At 38.0% G+C, this 20,693-nt stretch carries 18 protein-coding genes and 1 rRNA gene; 9 read left to right on the top strand and 10 right to left on the bottom strand.

Annotated features, from left to right (window positions below):
* The first annotated feature begins 25 nt into the window (after nucleotides 1–25).
* Entirely contained in the window at nucleotides 26–526 is a 501-nt protein-coding gene (locus tag ND2E_RS05345) for a lactoylglutathione lyase family protein (protein ID WP_033094991.1), read from the top strand.
* 74 nt (nucleotides 527–600) lie between these two features.
* On the opposite strand, the gene ND2E_RS05350 is transcribed toward ND2E_RS05345, so the two are convergent.
* Complete coding sequence (locus tag ND2E_RS05350) at nucleotides 601–1,131, bottom strand: hypothetical protein (RefSeq protein ID WP_033094990.1); 531 nt, start codon at nucleotides 1,129–1,131, stop codon at nucleotides 601–603.
* Nucleotides 1,132–1,140: 9 nt separating this feature from the next.
* Nucleotides 1,141–1,383 carry a hypothetical protein gene (locus ND2E_RS05355; protein WP_033094989.1) on the bottom strand — a complete coding sequence of 81 codons (243 nt, stop codon included), beginning with the start codon at nucleotides 1,381–1,383 and terminating at the stop codon, nucleotides 1,141–1,143.
* Between the two features lie 247 nt (nucleotides 1,384–1,630).
* Here ND2E_RS05355 and ND2E_RS05360 point away from each other — a divergent pair, with 247 nt between their 5' ends.
* Nucleotides 1,631–3,646, top strand: a complete 2,016-nt coding sequence (locus ND2E_RS05360) for an amidohydrolase family protein (RefSeq protein WP_033094988.1) — start codon at nucleotides 1,631–1,633, stop codon at nucleotides 3,644–3,646.
* 97 nt (nucleotides 3,647–3,743) lie between these two features.
* Here the strand turns inward: ND2E_RS05360 and ND2E_RS05365 are convergent, their stop codons facing one another.
* The 3 genes from ND2E_RS05365 to ND2E_RS05375 form a co-directional block, all read right to left on the bottom strand.
* Nucleotides 3,744–5,450 carry an RluA family pseudouridine synthase gene (locus ND2E_RS05365; RefSeq protein ID WP_033094987.1) on the bottom strand — a complete coding sequence of 569 codons (1,707 nt, stop codon included), beginning with the start codon at nucleotides 5,448–5,450 and terminating at the stop codon, nucleotides 3,744–3,746.
* Between the two features lie 271 nt (nucleotides 5,451–5,721).
* A complete protein-coding gene (locus tag ND2E_RS05370) occupies nucleotides 5,722–6,687 on the bottom strand; it encodes an NAD(P)-dependent oxidoreductase (RefSeq protein ID WP_052056826.1) in 966 nt (321 codons plus the stop codon).
* A gap of 124 nt (nucleotides 6,688–6,811) precedes the next feature.
* Nucleotides 6,812–7,303 carry a putative 4-hydroxy-4-methyl-2-oxoglutarate aldolase gene (locus tag ND2E_RS05375; protein WP_033094985.1) on the bottom strand — a complete coding sequence of 164 codons (492 nt, stop codon included), beginning with the start codon at nucleotides 7,301–7,303 and terminating at the stop codon, nucleotides 6,812–6,814.
* Nucleotides 7,304–7,475: 172 nt separating this feature from the next.
* Here ND2E_RS05375 and prmA point away from each other — a divergent pair, with 172 nt between their 5' ends.
* Nucleotides 7,476–8,357, top strand: coding sequence for a 50S ribosomal protein L11 methyltransferase (prmA, locus tag ND2E_RS05380; protein ID WP_033094984.1), 882 nt, complete (start codon nucleotides 7,476–7,478; stop codon nucleotides 8,355–8,357).
* A 92-nt stretch (nucleotides 8,358–8,449) separates the two neighbouring features.
* Here the strand turns inward: prmA and ND2E_RS05385 are convergent, their stop codons facing one another.
* The 5 genes from ND2E_RS05385 to ND2E_RS05400 all read right to left on the bottom strand — a co-directional run bounded on the left by ND2E_RS05385 (nucleotide 8,450) and on the right by ND2E_RS05400 (nucleotide 13,679).
* On the bottom strand, nucleotides 8,450–10,249 hold the full coding sequence (locus tag ND2E_RS05385; protein WP_052056824.1) for a tetratricopeptide repeat-containing diguanylate cyclase: 1,800 nt from the start codon (nucleotides 10,247–10,249) through the stop codon (nucleotides 8,450–8,452).
* A gap of 8 nt (nucleotides 10,250–10,257) precedes the next feature.
* Nucleotides 10,258–10,503 (bottom strand): hypothetical protein, encoded by a 246-nt coding sequence (locus ND2E_RS05390; protein ID WP_033094983.1) that lies wholly within the window; start codon nucleotides 10,501–10,503, stop codon nucleotides 10,258–10,260.
* 109 nt (nucleotides 10,504–10,612) lie between these two features.
* A complete protein-coding gene (locus tag ND2E_RS05395) occupies nucleotides 10,613–11,434 on the bottom strand; it encodes an SAM-dependent methyltransferase (RefSeq protein ID WP_033094982.1) in 822 nt (273 codons plus the stop codon).
* Nucleotides 11,435–11,636: 202 nt separating this feature from the next.
* The gene (locus ND2E_RS0121750; protein ID WP_052056822.1) at nucleotides 11,637–12,224 is read right to left on the bottom strand and encodes a GNAT family N-acetyltransferase; all 588 of its coding nucleotides are present in this window, start codon (nucleotides 12,222–12,224) and stop codon (nucleotides 11,637–11,639) included.
* A gap of 129 nt (nucleotides 12,225–12,353) precedes the next feature.
* Nucleotides 12,354–13,679, bottom strand: coding sequence for a pepsin-like aspartic protease (locus tag ND2E_RS05400; protein ID WP_033094981.1), 1,326 nt, complete (start codon nucleotides 13,677–13,679; stop codon nucleotides 12,354–12,356).
* A gap of 291 nt (nucleotides 13,680–13,970) precedes the next feature.
* Here ND2E_RS05400 and dusB point away from each other — a divergent pair, with 291 nt between their 5' ends.
* The 6 genes from dusB to ND2E_RS0121745 form a co-directional block, all read left to right on the top strand.
* The gene (gene dusB / locus ND2E_RS05405; protein ID WP_033094980.1) at nucleotides 13,971–14,987 is read left to right on the top strand and encodes a tRNA dihydrouridine synthase DusB; all 1,017 of its coding nucleotides are present in this window, start codon (nucleotides 13,971–13,973) and stop codon (nucleotides 14,985–14,987) included.
* Between the two features lie 56 nt (nucleotides 14,988–15,043).
* Complete coding sequence (gene fis / locus ND2E_RS05410) at nucleotides 15,044–15,331, top strand: DNA-binding transcriptional regulator Fis (protein ID WP_011041412.1); 288 nt, start codon at nucleotides 15,044–15,046, stop codon at nucleotides 15,329–15,331.
* A gap of 147 nt (nucleotides 15,332–15,478) precedes the next feature.
* Nucleotides 15,479–17,086 carry a bifunctional phosphoribosylaminoimidazolecarboxamide formyltransferase/IMP cyclohydrolase gene (gene purH, locus ND2E_RS05415; protein WP_033094979.1) on the top strand — a complete coding sequence of 536 codons (1,608 nt, stop codon included), beginning with the start codon at nucleotides 15,479–15,481 and terminating at the stop codon, nucleotides 17,084–17,086.
* 547 nt (nucleotides 17,087–17,633) lie between these two features.
* Nucleotides 17,634–18,494 carry a class I SAM-dependent methyltransferase gene (locus tag ND2E_RS05420; RefSeq protein WP_052056820.1) on the top strand — a complete coding sequence of 287 codons (861 nt, stop codon included), beginning with the start codon at nucleotides 17,634–17,636 and terminating at the stop codon, nucleotides 18,492–18,494.
* 39 nt (nucleotides 18,495–18,533) lie between these two features.
* The gene (gene purD / locus ND2E_RS05425) at nucleotides 18,534–19,829 is read left to right on the top strand and encodes a phosphoribosylamine--glycine ligase (RefSeq protein ID WP_033094978.1); all 1,296 of its coding nucleotides are present in this window, start codon (nucleotides 18,534–18,536) and stop codon (nucleotides 19,827–19,829) included.
* Between the two features lie 778 nt (nucleotides 19,830–20,607).
* Nucleotides 20,608–20,693, top strand: a 16S ribosomal RNA gene (locus ND2E_RS0121745); the annotation flags it as partial.

Below are 20,693 nucleotides of genomic sequence, written 5' to 3'. Positions count from 1 at the left end.
TATCTGAGTAACTGAGGAAAATAAAATGAGCAAAGCATATCCTAGAACATTCTCCCATATTGGGATCTCTGTACCTTCAGTAGAGAAAGCTGTTAAATTTTATACTGAAGTACTGGGTTGGTATTTGATTATGAAGCCCACTGAAATTGAAGAAGATGACAGTCCTATAGGTGAGATGTGTACTGACGTATTTGGCGCTAATTGGGGCAAGTTTAAAATTGCTCATATGTCTACTGGCGATCGTATTGGTGTTGAACTATTTGAATTTAAAAACCAAGAGAACCCAGATAATAACTTTGAATACTGGAAAACAGGTGTATTCCATTTCTGTGTGCAAGATCCAAATTTAGAAGAGCTGGTTGAAAAAATTGTCGAAGCTGGCGGTAAAAAACGTATGGCTGAACCTCGTTATTACTACCCAGGTGAAAAACCTTACCGCATGATTTATATGGAAGACCCGTTTGGTAATATTTTAGAGATATATAGCCACAGTTACGAATTAACTTACGCAGCAGGCGCTTATTAAGCTGACTCTGTTACATAAATAATGCAGCGTTATAGCATTCACACACTAAAAGTGTGAATGCTTACTTACCCGATTTAATAGTTTCTTAGTCTATGTCTAATAACTGCACCGGCTATTTTATCCCAAGCTACGCTATTATAACTAGCCACCATGTCATGCTTTACCTCAGCCCAATATGACATAAGATCCTTATTTAACTTAAACACTTCAATATATTCTTTCTCTACCACAATAAATTGATTTTTATAAGGCAACAGCCATTTCGATGTCGCACTGTTAACTAAGATCTTTCTTGCTTGTGTGTAATCAGCAAACCACTCATTAATAAAACCGCCACAACCTTTAGGATAAAAAAAACTACCCATGTTTGTCGCTATTAATTGCTTGTTACTACCTGATAAAAGTAGTTGAGCTTCATGCCAGTCCTTAAAGCCTAATTCCATTGAAACCAGAACTAGGCAATGCTTTAGCTTTAACAACTCCGGTGATGCGATGTTGATTTTCTTTAAAGGAATTTGCATAGCTATCACTAAGCTAGGCTCTGACTTCAATGCTTTTAATAACTTCTTTGCTTGGGTTTTAACTTCTTGTAATGCATATTCCATTTTATACCCCTACTTCAATTCAATTGTTGTCTGAAATGAAAAAGCATTCGCCAAAGATAACTCAAAGCTTGCTGTAAAAGTGTTCATTGACAATAGGTTGTAGGCATCACATATAACAAAGCACAGCATTAATAAAATGAGCTTGCCGAATGTAGCAGTACCTTTGCGGATAGTGGTGAATTTATTTTTGGTGCTTGATTTAGTTTTTTGGGAGTGGTCGGGGTTAACCTGATGGTTTTCTTGAAAAGTCACAATTCAATTCCTCTAAGTAAATTGGCATTCCGCAAAGCCTACTTAGTTCGTATTGAACTGATTAATTATAGATATCAGAGTGAATTCATCTTGAGCGGAAAAGGCGTCTCTGCAACCTAATGACGATTCTAGTGGACTCACTTTTTGAAGTCAACACTACATTTATGTAGATTTTTGCATAATTTTTATCTTTGTTAGTTAGTCAACTATACTTGGCAAACCCAATATAAATACGGAAATTAGTCTAATGAATTGGTCACTTTTACGATTTCTATTCGCGTTCTCATCAATGGTATCGGCAGTAGTTTTTGCCAATAACACATCAATAACTAACCTTGTTTATTCAGAGAAAGGATTAGCAGGTAAACAGATCATGACAAAGGTTTCAGATACTCAATATCATGGGAGTTTGGACCTGCGTTGGAATAATCGTATTTTCAAAATTGATGAAAAAATAAAACTTAATGGAAAAGGGCAAATTTTAACTTTTGAATCTACGGGGTTGTCGCCATTTGGTGCTGCTATTGCAGAATCGTTTAAATGGCAAGATGGCATTGCTCGTTGGGAAAGCAACAAAGAAGACGGCAGATTAAAATCTTCAGGCGAACGGTTTTACCTCCCAGTAAATAGTGCCGTTGTTGCTGAAAACTTAATGGTGCAAGCCATGTTGAAGAATATAGGAAACTCTATCGATCTATTACCGTCAGGTACTGCAAGATTAACAGCATTGAAAACGGTTAAGTTATCAGGAGATGATGGCTCAGAGCAAGTTACCTTATACGCCATCAGTGGTTTAGGTTTTACTCCTGATTTCAGCTGGTATGACGGGCAAGGAAATTTTTTTGCTAAAGATAACTCGGGTTTTATGAAAGTAATACGCGAAGGTTTTACGCTAGATGATTTTGAAAAACTAAAAGTAATTCAAAATTCAGCTGAACAAGAATATCTTGAAGGTGTTGCTCGTAATATAAGTCATTCTTATTCCACCTTGCTGATTAAAAACGCCCAAGTAGTCGATGTAATTAACTCAGTGGTACTTAAAAATACAGATGTATTATTTAAAAATGGCAAGGTGTCTCAAGTTGCTAAAAATATTAATGTGCCTGAACACACGTCAACTATTGATGGTACAGGAAAGACCTTAATGCCCGGGTTGTGGGATATGCACGGTCACTTAAGTAAGGATCATGGCTTGCTTAATGTGGCTTCGGGAGTAACGAATGTTCGAGATGTTGGTAACAGTCACGACAATATAATGGAGATAGAGCGGTTATTTAATACTAACCAGGTCATTGGTAATCGCGTTTTTAGAGCTGGTTTTTTCGACCAAATGAGTGAGTTTTCTGCTGGTTTGTCGGTGAAGTCATTAGCCGAAGCTCATGAAAAGATTGATTGGTTTGCTGATAATGGTTATATACAAATCAAACTCTATAGCTCTATCGATCCTACTTGGGTTGAGCCCATTGCAAAACATGCACATAGACGAGGTTTGCGTTTAAGTGGTCATATACCTGCATTCATGACAGCAGAGCAAGCTGTTAACGCTGGTTATGATGAAATTCAGCACATTAATATGCTATTTTTAAATTTTTTGGCTGGTACAGAAGTAGATACTCGTCAGCAACTTCGTTTCACCTTAATAGGTGAAAAAGCAGGAGACGTAGACATTGATAGTAAAGAATTTAATGACCTTATTCAGTTACTCGCCGATAACCAAATAGTTATTGACCCTACGTTATCAACTTTTAGAAGTTTGCTATTAAAAGAAAGAAAAAAAATTGATTCTGAGTTTCTTGCTGTTGCGGAGCATTTACCACCTAATGTTTTACGCCAATTAAAGGGGGCTGAAATGCATGTGACTGATGATTTAAAGGATAACTACCAAGCGGGAGCTGATGCCTTGTCTGCTTTGGTTAAGAAATTATACGACAAAGGGGTACCTATCGTGCCTGGTACCGATAACATCGCAGGATTTACACTCCATCGTGAACTTGAATTATACGCTGATGCCGGTATTCCTGAAATGGAAGTTCTTAAGATCGCTAGTATAAATTCGGCCAAACTTGTTGGGGCAGCACATTATTTGGGCTCTATCACCGAAGGTAAGTCAGCAGATGTGCTTTTGATTGATGGTGACCCACTCAAAGACATGTCAGTTTTAAGAAAAATTTCTCTGGTGATAAAAGATGAGTATTTTTATAAACCCGAAGAGTTGTATCAAATACTTGGAGTAAAACCCTTTACGCCATCAAGTCACTTGTAATTGTGTACAAATCACAACGATTGTAAGACACGTTGAAACTACAGCGTGTCTTACACGCACTAACTTAATTCTGTTTGAGGATTTAAAGCAAAATTAGCTAAAAGTTTTCTGCTATTTCAAAAGTTAACTGCTCTTTAGTTATCGGATGTGTGAAGCTTAAACGTTGGGCATGTAAATGAAGTCTATCTGCGCTATTGCCATATAAGCTATCGCCAATAATGGGAAGGTTAAGTCCGTCAGGATGAGCGCAGTGCATACGAAGTTGATGTGTTCTGCCGGTAATAGGGTATAAAAATAACTTACTGGTGTTATCTACTTCCTCAATAAGCTGCCAATGCGTTTCAGCATATTTACCATGCTCGTGGCATACCATTTGTTTTGGCCTATCATCAAAGTCACCACGAAGAGGCAAACATATCTTGCCAGACGTCTTTGCTAACTTACCTTCAATCGTTGCCACATAACGTTTGCTAATCTCTTTATTCATAAACTGCTGTTGCAAATGTTTATGGGCACGTTCATTGAGCGCTAACATCAGTAAACCCGAAGTGGCCATATCTAATCTATGAACAATCAAACCACCGCTTGCTTGGGGGAATTGTGTCTTAATACGAGTATATACCGAGTCTTTTATCGACTTACCTGGCACAGATAATAAGCCAGCGGGTTTATTTACCACGACAACATGCTCATCTTGAAAAACAATCTCTATCGCTATATCTTCAGCAGGGTTATCCAATAGAGGGTTTTTATCTACCGCCATACCTGCAAGCATATGGCCTAAAATGGGCAGGCACTTACCTTGGCAAGCAGGGTAGAAGTGTTTGTGCTTTCTTATTTCTGATTTAGGTTGGTTTCCCCACCAAAATTCAGCCATACAAAGCGGTGTTAAGTTATGTTCAAAAGCAAATTGTAATAACTTTGGTGCGGCACAATCACCCGAGCCCGCTGGCGGTTTTTGCACTAGGGTATCGGCAAAAATTTCAATTAAGTCTTTGCTCTCACCTTTATTATTGAGCATTCGATATTGCTTGAAAAAGTGCTTTTGTAGTTTTGCAGAACGCTTTTTCCTGAGCTTTTTTAACGAAGCTATTTCATTAGTAAGTTGCTGTAAATCATTTGAGGTTAAGCTAATCTTTGTTTGATGATGCAACTTTAATGCATGTAGTGCTTTTTTATCCGTTACGCTAGCGCGAGATAGTGCAATGCTAATATCTCTGTGTTCGTCTTCAGGTAATACTGCCGTGTTTAACCAAGTCCGTCGGTCTTTACGGGCTTTTTTATTATCCCGCATCTGTTGCTGCAAACCTTGTATCTCTTCATCAGATTTAGCTATTTCAGTTTCCAATAAAAGCATTAATTTACTAATATCAGGGTTAGCCTCAAGTTGTGCAATGGTCTTGTTGATATTATTGATTTCAACTTGTTGCTGTTTCTCAAATTCATTCTGCTTATACGCTTGATGAATCGTAGGAACAAAGTTAATTGCAGTGTCGTCGTTGGTTTTATTTTTATCGGTACTACTTTCACCTGTGTTGGTCTCATTCGCATTGCCTGAAAGCGCTGCTAAGTAACCAAGTTTACCTTGAGCATCTTTAACTATTAATACCCCATACATTCTGCCTTGTTGTTCAGCTTCTACAGGATGAAACCTTTCCAATTTTTGTTGTAACTCTTCACTGGCTACTAATGCTAACGGATGTGGCTGATAACAAAATGGGTAGGTAAACTTATTGGGTAATGCATAGTGTGAAACATCACTAGCAAAAGCGGAAAGGTAAGTTGAATTCGAAATATTAGACATAAACGGTATTGTTACAGAGCAGTAACCTTAAGTGATAACCTTGGCTTTACCATGGTTACTTTATTAACTATTGTGCGTATTCTAATCGCAATTAATATAATACGCACTTTAAAAAAAGACTATTTTAGTCAGTTAAAAATAAGCGAAAGTTATTTCATTGTTTCGTTTGTGGTTTTCAAAAATGATTTGCTTACAGCTGAAGCAAAAAAAAAGCAGCTTTATAGCTGCTTTTGTGTAATTTTATCTATTGATTGTCACAAGTTTATAAGAACTAGCTACCGCTAACGATGGTTTGGGTACTAATCTCACTTGCAATTAATGCAGCATTGCTGGGTAACTCTTCGTTACCGCTAAGTAAGTAAATAACTTGTTGACCCTTTTCAGCGAGCTCTAAGGCATGTTGATAATTGAGCATAATGGTTGAACTGATGCTCTGAGGGTACTTTTCTGCATCGCGACGAACATACTCAATCAGTTCTACATTTACCTCGCCATCATAAAAAACAGCATCGGCAAATTGTAAAGCGCGGTGGGCATTTAAGGTTAAATTATCGGGATTACCTTCACGAGTTTGGATAAAAATAATTTCACCTTGAGGAGGCGCAATTTTTTCTTTCAAGCTCATAATCAATAGTTGCTCAGCTTCTTGCTGTTTGTCATCAAGTAATGCTTGTCCTATTGAACCACGTAAGGTGTTTTCCCAAAACGTTCGACGATTACGAATACCTTTGATGCGAGCTTTGACATGGTCACGAAACTTTAACGAAAAATCAGCCAAGCGTCCGTAACCTTGCGGTAATATTTTCTCTATCTGTTCTCGTAACATACGAATGAGAATAGGTGCACTGCCAGAGCTTGACAGCGCAATAATCATCGGCGAGCGGTCAATAATTGCTGGCGTGATATAAGTACAAAGGGCAGGTTGATCAACCACATTAGCAAGAATGTTAAATTCTACGGCTTCATGATAAACCTGCTCATTAACGTCGGTATTATCAGTGGCAGCAATGACTAAAGTCGTCTGAGTTAACAAACCTGCTTTATAGTTATGCTTTAACCAGCTTAATTCATTTTCGTTAATTAGGCGCTCTACACCTTCGGTAACGCTTTCCGCCATTATGGTAATCTTGGTGGTGGTTTTTAACAGTAATTCAATCTTGCGAGCAGCAACATCACCGCCACCAATAACCATGGCATTAATTTTACTACCATCAAGAAAAACGGGAAAATACTTCATTTAGATGTCAACTCTTCTACTTACCTATTTTATAAGCTCAGGTTAACATAGCAGAAATGATAAAACCTTAATCTGTATTATAGGTATAGTAAATTTAGCACTTATTTTAGTATTGAATTGACACTTAACCCGCTGTAACGCTTAACTTTGATTCACTAACCGCTAGCCCGTTCGCATCACCATATACAAACCAACCAGGTATAAAGTCAATATTGGTAAAATTAACAACAATATTAGTATCGCCAACACCTAACTTTTCTGTTTTTATCGGATTACAACCTAGCGCTTTAACTGCAATATCTAACGTACCAATAGTGCCAGCATCACGAATACAGCCGTTAATTACCACGGCTTGCCAATTATTTTTTACTGCATTTTCAGCTATCATATCGCCTAACAATGCGCGGTTCATACTGGCTTTACCATCAACCACTAAGACTTTACCCGACCCATCGGTTGCTAAAAGCTCTTTCACTTTAGAGTTATCTTCAAAGCATGAAACGGTAACAATCTCGCCACAAAAAAGTGTTCTTTTACCGTAGTCAATAAAGGCTTTCGTGGCTAAGTTAAGTTGTTCAGGGTATTCGTCAAAGAGATCCGGCAGTAAATCTAACATGGTATTTTCCTTTTTCTGGTTATTTATGCCTACTCTAGCAGCAATGAATGATAAACTAGCATCAAGCTTATTTATTGCTACTATTTGCCAATGACATCGTCTCTTTTACGCAACTGACAACCATAACGACAACGAGTAGCAGCAAACACAAAATACCTGTAGAGAAAATCAAATGCCTTGGATACAACTGAGATTAAGTGCTAACGAAGACAATGCGGAAAAATATAGTGACTGGCTTTCAGCCTGTGGCTCACAAGCGGTGACTTTTATTGATGCACAAGACACCCCAATATATGAACCACTGCCTGGTGATGAAGTTATTTACTGGTCAAATACAGTCGTTATGGGCTTATTTGATGCTAGCCATGATATGGATAAGGTGATTAGTTATTTGCAAAGTATTCACCCAGACAAAGAACAAATGCGCTACAAGTTAGAGCAACTAGAAGACAAAGACTGGGAGCGTGAATGGATGGATAACTTCCATCCAATGAAGTTTGGTGATCGTTTGTGGATTTGTCCTAGCTGGCGCGATGTACCTGAGCCTGATGCGGTCAATGTCATGTTAGATCCTGGCCTTGCTTTTGGCACGGGAACCCACCCAACGACAGCATTATGTTTAACCTGGTTAGACAGCTTAGATTTAAAAAATAAAACCGTCGTCGACTTTGGTTGTGGCTCGGGCATTTTATCACTGGCAGCCCTTAAATTAGGCGCTAAGAAAGTTATCGGAATTGATATTGACCCACAAGCACTACAAGCCAGCCTTGCTAATGCTGAGCGTAACAATGTGTCTGATAGACTTGAGTTATTTTTACCTAAGGATCAGCCCGAATTTAAAGCTGACGTTGTTGTCGCCAATATTTTAGCTGGACCATTACGTGAACTAGCACCAACTATTATTGAATATGTAGGTGATAAGGGCTTGTTAGCCTTATCTGGCGTACTAGAAGAGCAGGCTGAAACCCTTCAAGAAATTTACGGACAGTGGTGTGATATGGAACCAGTGAGCGTGCAAGAAGAATGGGTTCGTCTAAACGGACAGCGCAAATAAGTAAATCCAACAATAGAGTATCATCCCCGAAGTTTCTACCCGGGGATGAGGTCTTTTTCAACTGAATTTAATGAGTAGCGTAGTGCTCGAGATTACGTCTCATAGTCCCAAGAATTATCTAGTTTTTTAGGTTTTTCTGTTTGAGGTATTTCGAACATAGTAATTCTGTTACGGCCTGCATTTTTTGATGTGTAAGCGGCCATATCAGCATCGGCTAATAGTTTATCTAAAGTAAAGCCAGACCGTTTTACATCGGTGACGCCAAAGCTAGCAGTGATTGAAAAATCATGCCCAGATTCTTCGGTAATTATTGCTTCAATTGCCGCTCGACAAGCTTCTGCGCGCAGCATAGCCGCATCAATATTACAGCTTGGTAATACTAAGCAAAATTCTTCACCACCTAAGCGGGCAAAAATATCATTTTGTCTACCTATGCCTTTACAAGCTTTAATGGTTTCTTTCAACGCCCAGTCACCACAGGCATGACCAAAGATATCGTTAACCTTTTTAAAATGATCCAGATCGAACATGATCAAACTTAAATCTTGTTTGGCGTTTTGGCAATACTTCAATGCACTATTAGTAACTTGGGTAAAATGACCACGGTTATAAATGCCTGTTAATGGATCATATTCCGCTAACTGTCGCACCCGTTTGTGTGTACGCCAAAAGCGCATACCAAGGAAGGCGAATACAATAATAATTAATCCTAAAGAGAGAATTATTAGCTTTCTGTTATTCGCTTGAGTTTTTGCTAATGCTTGTTCAGCGGCTAGGGCATTGTTTTGTTCGTTAAGTAGTTTTATTTGGCTTTCTTGTTCAAAGGCTTGGTGTTCAGCAAGCTGGAAAGCAAGGTGTTTTGCTTGGGTTTCATTTATATAGGTTTTATCAAGTTGGGCATATGTTTCATAATACTGAAGTGCTACTTCTTGATGGTTACTTCGTTTTTTAGCTACCTTATAGAGTAGCTTATAAGCTTTAATAACTGCTTGTGTTGTTTTAATCTTCTCACCAATCCTTACTGATTCCAAAGCAAGTTCTTCTGCTTTAATTAAATTGCCTTGTAACCAATAAGCTTCAGCTAATGAAGTGTATATTTCTACAATTAGTCTAGGATACTGAGTAGCGTTTACTTGTGCTAAGTGAGGGGTTAAAAATTTGATGACTTCTTCTGGCTTATTGTTGGTAAGGCTAAACTTAGCACTGTAAGACCGGATGAAGTTTGCTGCAATAGCTTCATCTTCACAGAGACTTATTGCTTTTTTTATTTCAATATCATTATTTTCTAATTGATTTAAATGTAATTTTGATTCAATAATCATTGTTGCTGCGAAGCATGCTGTTCTATTTTTTGGATCACTGTTGAACAGTTGTTCTGCATATTTTAAGCCTAAGGTATATTGACCTAATTGATTATAAAAAATGGCCGTTACCGTTAAGCCATTTAAGTGTGTTTCAAGATCTTTTATGTTAGGTAATTCCTCTAACAAAATAGATAGATAAGATAGGCCTTCAGTCCAATTCTGCTCAATAGCAAAAATATTTATTATTGTTAGGCGGGCTCGAAATTTTATTGATAAATTAGCGTCACTTGCAACTAGAATATTTTGAAATAGAGGTAATGCCTCTTGACCTTTACCATTAAATGTCAGTTTATAGGCTTTTAAATAGTTTAAATAATAACTCTGTTGTTTTGTTAGTTGTGTCGATTTTTCTTCTAATTCAGTAAGTAATCTTTCGAATTTACTAGGGTCGCTAGTTCTTATTTTGTTGGCAGTTTCTAATAATAGGTCAATGTTTCGAGTAATGCTTGCTGATGCACTTTTCGTAAAATGAAAAAGTAATAAGAATAGAACTAAATATAGGTTATTTGCTCTATTCTTATTAATCATAATTAATATTAACCGTTTACTATTGATTTAATGTCAGATGCATCATCATCTTCTTCTTTCTCATCATCTTCGGCAGGTACTAAAAGACAATATACATCTGGGCAAATATCTAATTGACGTTCGAGTGAAGTTACGTCTTTATTGATGACAGCCTCTGCTTGTTCTGCAGTAATGTCTGCTTGGGCTATTAATTGTGCAACATCAGCATTTGACAGTTGAGCCATTGCTTCTAAAACTTGTATTACTTTACTCATAGTGCTTACTCCATTTTGTTGTTGTTGTTGTTGTTGTTGTTGTTGTTGTTGTTGTTGTTGTTGTTGTTCTTAAAATTACAGCGTTTTACTTAAACTTTTTTTGCCAAGTTTATAAAACTAGACTTAATACTGGACCCTTTTTTGCTCTTTCCTCTTTTGCATCTATAGCTGCTAATTTTGCCAATACCGCTTCATTAGTCTGCATTTTGCTACAAGGCGGTATTACCAAAGTAGTGTGCATTAATAATTCAGCATCAACTAATTCAGTGAGTGCAATCGTATCAGCGCGCATGGTATCAATAGCAATGCCCTTGGCTTGATATAAAATCACTTGATGATCGCTAGGGTAATATTCCAATAATAAATCAACCAGTACTTGGCGATAAGCGCTACCGGTAGAGAACTTAGCAAGAGATTTATCTCCAGCCAATGCTACTTGCCATAATATTAGATGTGCAGAGGTATCTACATTTCGTTTATAAAACATAAACTGACTAGTTTCATAGTGACTACACCCTGTTTTTCCGGGATCAATTCCTAAGTCTGCGTATAAGCAGTCTTCAGCAGAAATACCCGGTTCCATGCTGGCAGGCAAGTTTTCGAGTTCAGCTTTTTTAATTGCTCTATGGCTAATACAAGCAAATACCCCTGGGTGACCATAAAAGGCAGCAACCACCTTTTTGCCATTGCGCACTTCGGCCAATATTGCTTCGACCATCTCGTTATAGGTAATGTTGCGGTTTTTACCTTCTTGGTAATAACATTGCAGGCTACGAACGTCAGAATTCATACCTTCTAACCATTTTTCGGCAAAACCGTTGGCCATCAAAGAAAATACTACTTCAGCTTGTTCAATATGACTTTTAGCGATAGGGCTAATATGTGCACCTAACGTCATGCCAGTGCCAACACACACTAAACTTCCTGACATAGTGAATACCTTTATTTTTTATTGTTATTATTTTTATGACTTTACATAATATCTCTAGAACGGGTTGGTACTAGAAGCAATTACATTGCTTAGTAAATTAGCAGAAAGGGTGTACTTAAGGCAACGGCTAATCTTCTTTTTAGCATCTTGTTATTGTTAGCAATCTCTCATCGCCATTTAATCGGCAGTATTATGCATTTCTTTAGGTGTATTTAGGTGAAGCATTGATAAATACCTTTTTAATTAACCGCTGCTTCCATTGCTGGTAATCGAAGTATTGGTAGCTTGTTTTACCACTATCATTTTGTAAATTAGCAGGTAAGAAAAAACCAAGCTTGTTAACAAAGCGTTTGGTGGCTAGATTTTTACTCGCGTAAACGGCATTTATTCGTTCTAGTTTTAGTTGAGTAAAGCCGTATTCCATTAACGAACCCATCGCTTCTTCAGGAAATAACTTTCCATTAGCCTTAGTATTTAACATTATGCCTATCTCGGCTTGTGTAAGTTCTCTATCACCTTGCTGAGTAATGTTTGTTGTAGGCCAAGTAAACCCTTGTATGCCAATTGCTTTGTTATCAGCCAAACTGACAATTACCCAAGTCATGATACTGGGTTGAGCTTTCTTCATTATTTTCAAGGTATTGTGAAACGCTTTTTCTGCTTTTTCACCGCTCAATGGGGCACTAATATTGCGCATCACTTTGGCATCGGTATAAAGGTTAATGAATAGCGCTTTGTCTTCCTCAGATAACGGTCTTATTAATAATCGTTCGGTAGTAAAGCTATGCATTTATATCCTTAGTAATAGGTACATTTCATCTTTAGGGTTCATTAAAGCAATAAAATGTGCAAAAAATGTGTAAAGAGCAAATATTTAAATTTTTTCGTAATGCAGTTATTGCTTATATTATTTTTTTAACTACTTGTTTTGCTCAGCAAACTTAATTACACCTGTTTTATGCACTGAACGGTCAAACACTACGTAATAATTATTTAACAATGGTAAACCAATAATGCTTTGATTAGGCCATTGTGGTAATTGACTTAAGATACGAAAACACGCTTTGTCATAATCAGGTGTATTAATTTGCCAATAGGTTTCTGGCGTACAGGAAAGTTGTACAACTTTTTCTGCGGTAGTAGCGGTTGCTGGTTCGCTGACAAAATTAAAATACAGTGTTGGCCACTCAGACAGTTGTAATTTACTACTATCTATACCAGTTAATTGCGCGCTCATCTCTTTAAAAGGCGCTAAACATTGAGCAAAGTTAGCGTTATAAGCAATGAGGTCAGTAATCACTTGTTGGTATATTTCAGCCGTAAGTACGATGCCTCCTGCACCGGTATCAATTATGGCGTTGGTGAAATAACTTTTAAGGTGCTTTTGGTCAAGTGGTGCTGCTATTACTGGTTTATTTGTGCCAACTTGAACTGATTTTAACTCTACATTGTAATAAACATCGTGTTCAACCTTGATGCTTTGAAATTCACCTTGGTATAAGTCGGTTTGCTCTTCACCTCCGCCTAATATTAATAAACCTTTGTTTAAGGGATCGTTGGCTAAAGCAGTCGCAGGTATCTTATCTTCTTTGTTTGAGTGGCTTTCATTAACATGTATCGCAGAGCGTTTACTGTAGAAAGCAAACTTATTAGCGCTAAGCTGCTGTTCTGCTAATAAAGTGAAGTAGGGCGTTACATCGTGTTCAGGGTATTTCCACATTAGTTTTTTAAAGCTAACCAAGTCTTCACTAAGCTCATTACTAAACGGCCACGGGTAACTCAGCGCAGGAGCAATATTATGTTCGGTAAAGTAATCGCTAAAATCAAAGCTTTTATTTAAGTGATGATAAGCCAAGCCTAAAATGCCATCGGCTTCACCAAAGGTTTTACTCTGTTTTGCTGAATGCACCAGTGCAATCGGCGCGTTAGTTAAATTCATGCTTGAGCTTTTCGCAATGCTTTGCGGGTGTTCAGACTGATGGCAATGCTCATGAATATTAATACTTGTAAATATCACCGGGCCATTCCAACCGCCAACACCATAATTAACTTCTTGAACTGCGGTACTCGGTGTTAATTCTTTATCAAGTGTTGCTTGATACGAAGTGCTTTTTACTACCAGCGTACTGCTACCGGTATCAAGTAGTAGATTAACGGGGGCTTTTTCGCTACCAAGGTGCAAAGTGGCGCTGTAGTCACCTTGTCCGAATACATTGGTAATGGGTAATCTCAAAAGTGTTGTCATTATATTTATAATTATTATTAGCTTAGGTAAGTGTCAGTAATTTTACTTTGCCACAGTTGCAGCCGTTGTTCGAGCTAAGTTTGCGACATATTTGGCTTTATCTTTTTTGAAGGCTTTGTCAACCAATTTATTCGGAAATTGTACGATTTACGCTCACATTAATACTTTAATAAATGTCAATATCAAAAAGGTGAAAAAAATCAAATATTGTTCAAATTCTATGCTTTTCAATTGAAAAAAAAACGAGTAAACTTAGCGCCCTTTTGAAAGGTAGCTCAAAAAAACAGCAGTATGAAAATAGGTACTTATCAACTTAATTCGCAGGTAATGCTTGCCCCGATGGCAGGAGTCACCGATCAACCATTTCGACAATTATGTTGTCAATTGGGTGCGGGTTTAGCAGTGTCTGAAATGCTTTCGTCGAATCCGAAAGTGTGGAATACCGAAAAGTCTAAATTAAGAATGCTGCATGGTGATGCTGCAGGAATTCGTTCGGTACAAATTGCCGGAAGTTGCCCTGATGAGTTAGCGTTTGCTGCCAAAGTGAATGCTGATAACGGCGCACAAATTATTGATATCAATATGGGTTGCCCGGCAAAGAAGGTAAATAAAAAATTAGCGGGTTCTGCGTTATTAAGAGAGCCAGCACAGGTTGAACGTATTGTTCAGTCAGTGGTGAATGCGGTAAATGTACCGGTTACGCTAAAAATTCGCACTGGATGGTGTGAAGATACCCGTAACGGTATTGAAATAGCAAAAATTGCTGAAAATAGTGGAATCGCATCACTCGCAGTGCATGGCCGTACTCGTAATGACTTTTATAAAGGCAATGCGGAATACGACACGATTAAAGCAATAAAATCAGCTATTTCAATTCCTGTAGTGGCAAATGGTGATATTACGTCACCAGAAAAGGCGCTACAGGTTTTAAATCATACGGGTGCGGATGCCATAATGGTTGGCCGTGGTGCACAGGGTCGTCCGTGGATTTTTCGAGAAATTAATCATTTCTTGGCTACGGGTAAAAAGATGTCTGCACCTGCATTGAGCGAAGTTCGTTCAATTGTATTGGCACACGTTATGGAGTTACATCAGTTTTACGGCGATTTCAAAGGTGTGATGATCGCTAGAAAACATGTTTCTTGGTACATACAAAACTTAGTTGAGACCAAAGACGGTTTTAGCGCAACGTTTTCTATTGACCAAGGCAAAGCGTTTAGGGCTATTTTTAATGCTTTAGCGTCAACCGATGAACAATTGGTGACGTTAGACAAATTTTTTGATGACTTTGTGACCAGCTCTCATTAGGGCGAGTACAAGTTGTTGTAGTTTTATTTTATTAACAAAAGAAAGAGTTATATCATATGTTCGAACAAAATGTTTCTTCTCCATTTATCACTGGCGATATTCAAACACAAACAAAAACTTCTCCATTACGTAGCCAAGCTAAAATTGCAATTAGCAACTACTTATCACAATTGAATGGTAACGATGTTGATGATATGTATGACCTTGTATTGAGCGAAATTGAAGCGCCAATGTTAGAAGAAGTAATGATGTACACTCGCGGTAACCAAACTCGCGCAGCTAACTTACTAGGTATTAACCGTGGTACTTTACGTAAGAAACTTAAAAAATACGGTATGAACTAATATCGAATTTCAATGAAAAGCACCCTCGGGTGCTTTTTATGTTTTATAACACTCAAAATCACTTTAAATAATCATGTAACCATGCAAGTTAACGGCACATTGGCGGTAAGTTAGCAGTAAGTTACAACAAAGAAGGTAAATAAACAGATGGATACTCCACGTCCAATTAAACGCGCACTGTTAAGTGTTTCTGATAAATCAGGTATTGTTGAGTTTGCTCAACGTTTAAGTGAGAAGGGTGTTGATCTTCTTTCTACTGGTGGTACAGCAAAATTATTAGCTGAAAACGGCATCAAAGTAACTGAAGTTTCAGATTATACTGGTCACCCAGAAATCATGGATGGTCGTGTTAAAACGTTACACCCTAAAGTACATGGCGGCATCTTAGCGCGTCGTGGTACCGATGAAGTGGTAATGGAAGAAAACGATATCAGCGCAATTGATATGGTAGTGGTTAACTTGTACCCGTTTGCCAATGCAGTAAGTGATGAAAATTGTTCCTTAGAAAATGCGATTGAAAATATCGATATCGGTGGACCTACAATGGTTCGCGCCGCTGCTAAAAACCATAAGGACGTAACTATTGTTGTTAATGCTAGCGATTACGATCGTGTATTAGCTGAATTAGATAGCAACAATGACTCGTTAACGTATAAAACACGTTTTGATTTAGCTATCGCAGCATACGAGCATACAGCTAGCTACGACGGTATGATTGCTAACTACTTTGGTAAAATGTTGCCTGCTTACGGTGAAGCTGAAACTGAATCAGAAGCTTCTTTCGAGAACAAAGTTAAATTCCCGCGTACTTTCAATAGCCAGTTTATTAAAACACAAGATTTACGTTACGGTGAAAACTCTCATCAAGATGCAGCTTTTTACAAGGAAGCGAATCCTGAAGAAGCGTCTGTTTCTACTGCCAAGCAATTGCAAGGCAAAGCTTTATCTTATAACAACATTGCCGATACTGATGCAGCATTAGAATGTGTTAAAGAATTTGATGAACCAGCTTGTGTTATTGTTAAGCATGCTAACCCATGTGGTGTTGCCATTGGTGATGATATTTTAGCGGCTTATGAAGGCGCTTATAAAACCGATCCTACCTCTGCTTTTGGTGGCATCATCGCCTTTAACCGTGAGTTAGATGCAGATACCGCTGAAGCCATTGTTTCTCGTCAATTTGTTGAAGTAATCATTGCACCAAGTGTTTCAGATGCTGCTGCACAAATTGTTGCTGCTAAACCTAACCTACGTTTATTAGAATGTGGTCAGTGGGATAATAAAACCACAGGCTTTGATTATAAGCGTGTTAATGGTGGTTTATTAGTACAAGATACAGATCAAGGTCGCGTAACAAGTGATGACTTAAATGTAGTAACTAAACGTCAACCAACTGATGAAGAGATGCGTGATTTACAATTCTGTTGGAAAGTTGCAAAATTTGTGAAATCTAACGCGATTGTTTACGTTAAAAATAGCTCTACTATCGGTGTTGGTGCAGGCCAAATGAGCCGCGTATACTCAGCAAAAGTTGCGGGTATTAAAGCTGCTGATGAAAACTTAGAAGTGAAAGGTTCAGTAATGGCCTCTGATGCATTCTTCCCATTCCGTGATGGTTTAGACGCTGCAGCTGAAGCAGGAATTACTGCAGTAATTCAGCCGGGTGGTTCTATGCGTGATGACGAAGTTATTGCTGCAGCAGACGAACATAACATCGCTATGGTGTTCACAGGTATGCGTCACTTCCGCCATTAATAGTGTCCCTTGTCGCTGCTAAGTCCAATTTAGGCGTCAAAAGTACTCACTGACATTCGTCAGCTCCGTGCTTTTTTCTTTAAATTGAACAGATCAGCTTAAAGGAACTTTATTAAAAATGAAGCTACTTACATGTAATAAGTAAAAGATAGGTTCACAGGTGCACTAGAGTATTTGTTATTCCCGTAGTTTATCGACGGAAATCTAAAAGTGTGCTTACCTTAATTACTGATCAAAGCAGTGTTGATTTATTTACTTACAATGAAAATTAGTATGGAAATAAAATCAACGCTGCTTGTTTGTTTAATACCATTTTGATTAATTAAGATTACAGCTTTAATGAGGATAAAGGTTCAATAACAAGGCGCTTGATTGACTAATAGCAGGCTATTAGGATTGAAAGCAACGATGTTATTGGAATTTTAGACCATTTGAAAATGAATTCTTAATTAGTGTAATTGGTATAATATCTGTTATAAATATTGCCATAAATTAATATCTTTAAGGGTATTGATAAAAAACTAATAATTTTACAAGGAAAATAGTTATGACAATTAAAACAAACGCGCTTAAATCAATTGCTATTGCAGTAACTTTAAGCTGTAGTGCATTAAGTTTTTCTGCGACTGCGCATGATACTCATGCACATGAAGCTAATACTAATAATAGCGCCTCAACAAAAGCTCTTGAAAATGCGGTTGCAGGTGATCATCGTACCGCTAAAAATAAAGCACGTGATCAATATCGTCATCCTATTGAAACACTGAACTTTTTTGGCTTTACGCCAAATATGACTGTTGTTGAAATTACCCCAGGTGGTGGTTGGTACACTGAAATACTAGCACCAGCTTTAAAAGGGTCGGGTAAGTTATATGGTGCCCATTACCCTGATACGGGTGAAGATAACTACTACAGCAATTCTCGCAAAAAATTAGTGAAAAAATTGGCGTCTGACGTTGTATTTAGTGAGGTTATTTTAACTGATTTCACACCTCGACAAGAAAGTGAATTAGCGCCTCAAGGAACTGCAGATCTAATTTTAACCTTTAGAAACTTGCATAATTGGAAAGACGCTGGTGTAGAACAAGTATTCAAAGATGCTTTTAATGCACTCAAACCTGGTGGCGTTTTAGGCGTAGTTGAACACAGATTGCCAGCAGGTGTTAGCCCTGAAAAAGCACGGGGTTATGTCTCTGAAGCAAACACTATTAAGCAAGCCAAAGCGGCTGGTTTTAGATTTGCTGGCTCATCTGAAGTTAATGCCAATGCAAAAGACTTAGCTATTCATCCAAAAGGTGTGTGGACATTACCGCCACGTTTAGCACTTGAAGATAAAGACAGAGCGAAATATTTAGCGATTGGCGAAAGTGATCGCATGACATTAAAATTTGTTAAACCAGCTAAGTAACTGCTGATTTAGCGTAAAGAAAATATATAGGAAAAACATATGAAAATCTTAGTTATTGGCGGCGGTGGTCGTGAACATGCGTTAGCGTGGAAAGCGGCTCAATCAAGTCAGGTTACTAAAGTGTTTGTTGCCCCAGGTAATGCGGGTACTGCTACTGAAGCAAAATTAGAGAATGTTGCTATTGATGTTACTGATAATGCTGCTTTAGTTGCTTTTGCTCAACGTGAAGACGTTGCCTTAACTATTGTTGGTCCAGAACAACCACTTGTTGATGGTGTTGTTGATGCTTTTCAAGCACAAGGTTTAGCTATTTTTGGTCCAAGTGCCAAAGCTGCACAGCTAGAAGGTTCAAAATCATTTACTAAAGACTTCTTAGCACGTAATAAAATTCCTTCTGGTAGCTATGCAAAGTTCACTGACGTTGAGCCTGCATTGGCTTATGTTCGTGAACAAGGAGCACCAATTGTTGTTAAAGCCGATGGTTTAGCAGCAGGTAAAGGCGTTATTGTGGCGTTAACATTAGCTGAAGCTGAAGATGCGATTACTGATATGTTAGCGGGCAATGCCTTTGGTGATGCTGGTCATCGCGTAGTGATTGAAGAGTTCCTTGAAGGTGAAGAAGCAAGCTTTATAGTAATGGTTGATGGTAAGAATGTTTTACCAATGGCAACAAGCCAAGATCATAAACGCGCGTTAAATGGCGACTTAGGTCCTAACACAGGTGGCATGGGTGCATATTCTCCAGCACCGGTAGTTACCCCTGAGATCCATGATCGTATTATGGCCGAAGTTATTATGCCAACGGTTGAAGGTATGGCTAACGAAGATGCGCCATACAGTGGTTTCTTATATGCAGGCCTTATGATCGCCGCAGATGGCACACCTAATGTTATTGAATATAACTGTCGCTTTGGTGATCCGGAAACACAGCCTATCATGATGCGCTTACAATCTGATTTAGTTGACTTATGTTTAGCCGCTACTCGTGGTGAATTAGATAAAGTGTCTATTGAATTTGATAGTCGTGCTGCCGTTGGTGTTGTACTTGCTGCTCAAGGTTACCCAGCAGATTACCCTAAGGGTGATGTCATTTCAGGTTTAGATACTAATAATAATGTATCAGCCAAAACATTCCATGCTGGTACCAAGCTGAACGAACAAGGTGAAGTAGTGACTAATGGTGGTCGCGTACTTTGTGCAACTGCTTTAGGAAACTCAGTGACAGAAGCACAACAAACTGCATATGAATTATTACATCAAATTACTTGGCAAGGTGTAGAGTTCAGAACTGATATTGCTTATCGTGCGATTGAACGTGAGCAAGAAAACAGCTAATTAAATGTAGCGCGAGTTAAAGTGTATGATCATCTTTGAGATCTAACGTATTTTTATCTTGTGATCATTTAGAGAATTATAAAAAACCGACTTTAGTGTCGGTTTTTTTATTTTTGAGCAGAAAGTCTGGTAAATATCTTTAAATTTTACACTTTAATGCTGAGAAGGATAGACATATTCGCATTATAATAAAGAGCTTATTTAAACAAAAATAATCAAAGATCCTTTATGATCGTGCCGTATAGCCCAATAATGAAGCTATGTGTATGATAAGTGACCGAACAAGCGTAAAGGTGAAAATAACCCTTGATCAAAAGCGAAAAGTCTCTAAAATGCGCCACCAGTTCCAAGGGGTAACCCAAAGAACTGTTTTGATAAGTTATCTAGTTGCTTTTCGGGTAATTCAGCTAACTTAACGTTTCATTTTAAAATGTTTTTGAAAATACTTTGAAATAAACGTTGACATCAAAACTAAGGAGCGTATTATACGCCTCCTACTTCGGAGCAACGGTAACGAAGTCAAGCGAATAACGAATGAGATTATTTGCTCCTTAAGTCTTTCGATTTAAGATTCTTTAACAATTAGTTATCATGCAATTTGTGTGGACACTCACATTACAGTTGTTTTACTTAGTTTCCTTTGGAAACAAAAAAAACGCTTAATGAATGATGTTCATGCAAAAAATATATACTTATATATGTAATGCGATATCTGCTTAGGCAGGTATCACGACAGAATTCATTGAGCAGCATCACTATGTGATGCACAAACGATTTTTAATTGAAGAGTTTGATCATGGCTCAGATTGAACGCTGGCGGCAGGCTTAACACATGCAAGTCGAGCGGTAACATTTCTAGCTTGC

This window comes from Colwellia psychrerythraea (genome assembly GCF_000764225.1).
GTDB classification, from domain to species: Bacteria; Pseudomonadota; Gammaproteobacteria; order Enterobacterales; family Alteromonadaceae; genus Colwellia; species Colwellia psychrerythraea_D.
The sequence above is the reverse complement of the archived record's forward strand: the minus strand, read 5'-3'. Positions and strand labels throughout refer to the sequence as shown.

Coding starts and splice junctions, on each gene's coding strand:
- ND2E_RS05370 (WP_052056826.1), bottom strand. CDS start 6,687: ATGAAGTATTTTCCCGTTTTTCTTGATGGTAGTAAAATTAATGCCATG.
- purD (WP_033094978.1), top strand. CDS start 18,534: ATGAAAATCTTAGTTATTGGCGGCGGTGGTCGTGAACATGCGTTAGCG.
- ND2E_RS05375 (WP_033094985.1), bottom strand. CDS start 7,303: ATGTTAGATTTACTGCCGGATCTCTTTGACGAATACCCTGAACAACTT.
- ND2E_RS05395 (WP_033094982.1), bottom strand. CDS start 11,434: ATGTCAGGAAGTTTAGTGTGTGTTGGCACTGGCATGACGTTAGGTGCA.
- ND2E_RS05365 (WP_033094987.1), bottom strand. CDS start 5,450: ATGTCTAATATTTCGAATTCAACTTACCTTTCCGCTTTTGCTAGTGAT.
- ND2E_RS05360 (WP_033094988.1), top strand. CDS start 1,631: ATGAATTGGTCACTTTTACGATTTCTATTCGCGTTCTCATCAATGGTA.
- ND2E_RS05420 (WP_052056820.1), top strand. CDS start 17,634: ATGACAATTAAAACAAACGCGCTTAAATCAATTGCTATTGCAGTAACT.
- dusB (WP_033094980.1), top strand. CDS start 13,971: ATGAAAATAGGTACTTATCAACTTAATTCGCAGGTAATGCTTGCCCCG.
- ND2E_RS05390 (WP_033094983.1), bottom strand. CDS start 10,503: ATGAGTAAAGTAATACAAGTTTTAGAAGCAATGGCTCAACTGTCAAAT.
- ND2E_RS05400 (WP_033094981.1), bottom strand. CDS start 13,679: ATGACAACACTTTTGAGATTACCCATTACCAATGTATTCGGACAAGGT.
- fis (WP_011041412.1), top strand. CDS start 15,044: ATGTTCGAACAAAATGTTTCTTCTCCATTTATCACTGGCGATATTCAA.
- prmA (WP_033094984.1), top strand. CDS start 7,476: ATGCCTTGGATACAACTGAGATTAAGTGCTAACGAAGACAATGCGGAA.
- purH (WP_033094979.1), top strand. CDS start 15,479: ATGGATACTCCACGTCCAATTAAACGCGCACTGTTAAGTGTTTCTGAT.
- ND2E_RS05350 (WP_033094990.1), bottom strand. CDS start 1,131: ATGGAATATGCATTACAAGAAGTTAAAACCCAAGCAAAGAAGTTATTA.
- ND2E_RS05385 (WP_052056824.1), bottom strand. CDS start 10,249: ATGATTAATAAGAATAGAGCAAATAACCTATATTTAGTTCTATTCTTA.
- ND2E_RS0121750 (WP_052056822.1), bottom strand. CDS start 12,224: ATGCATAGCTTTACTACCGAACGATTATTAATAAGACCGTTATCTGAG.
- ND2E_RS05345 (WP_033094991.1), top strand. CDS start 26: ATGAGCAAAGCATATCCTAGAACATTCTCCCATATTGGGATCTCTGTA.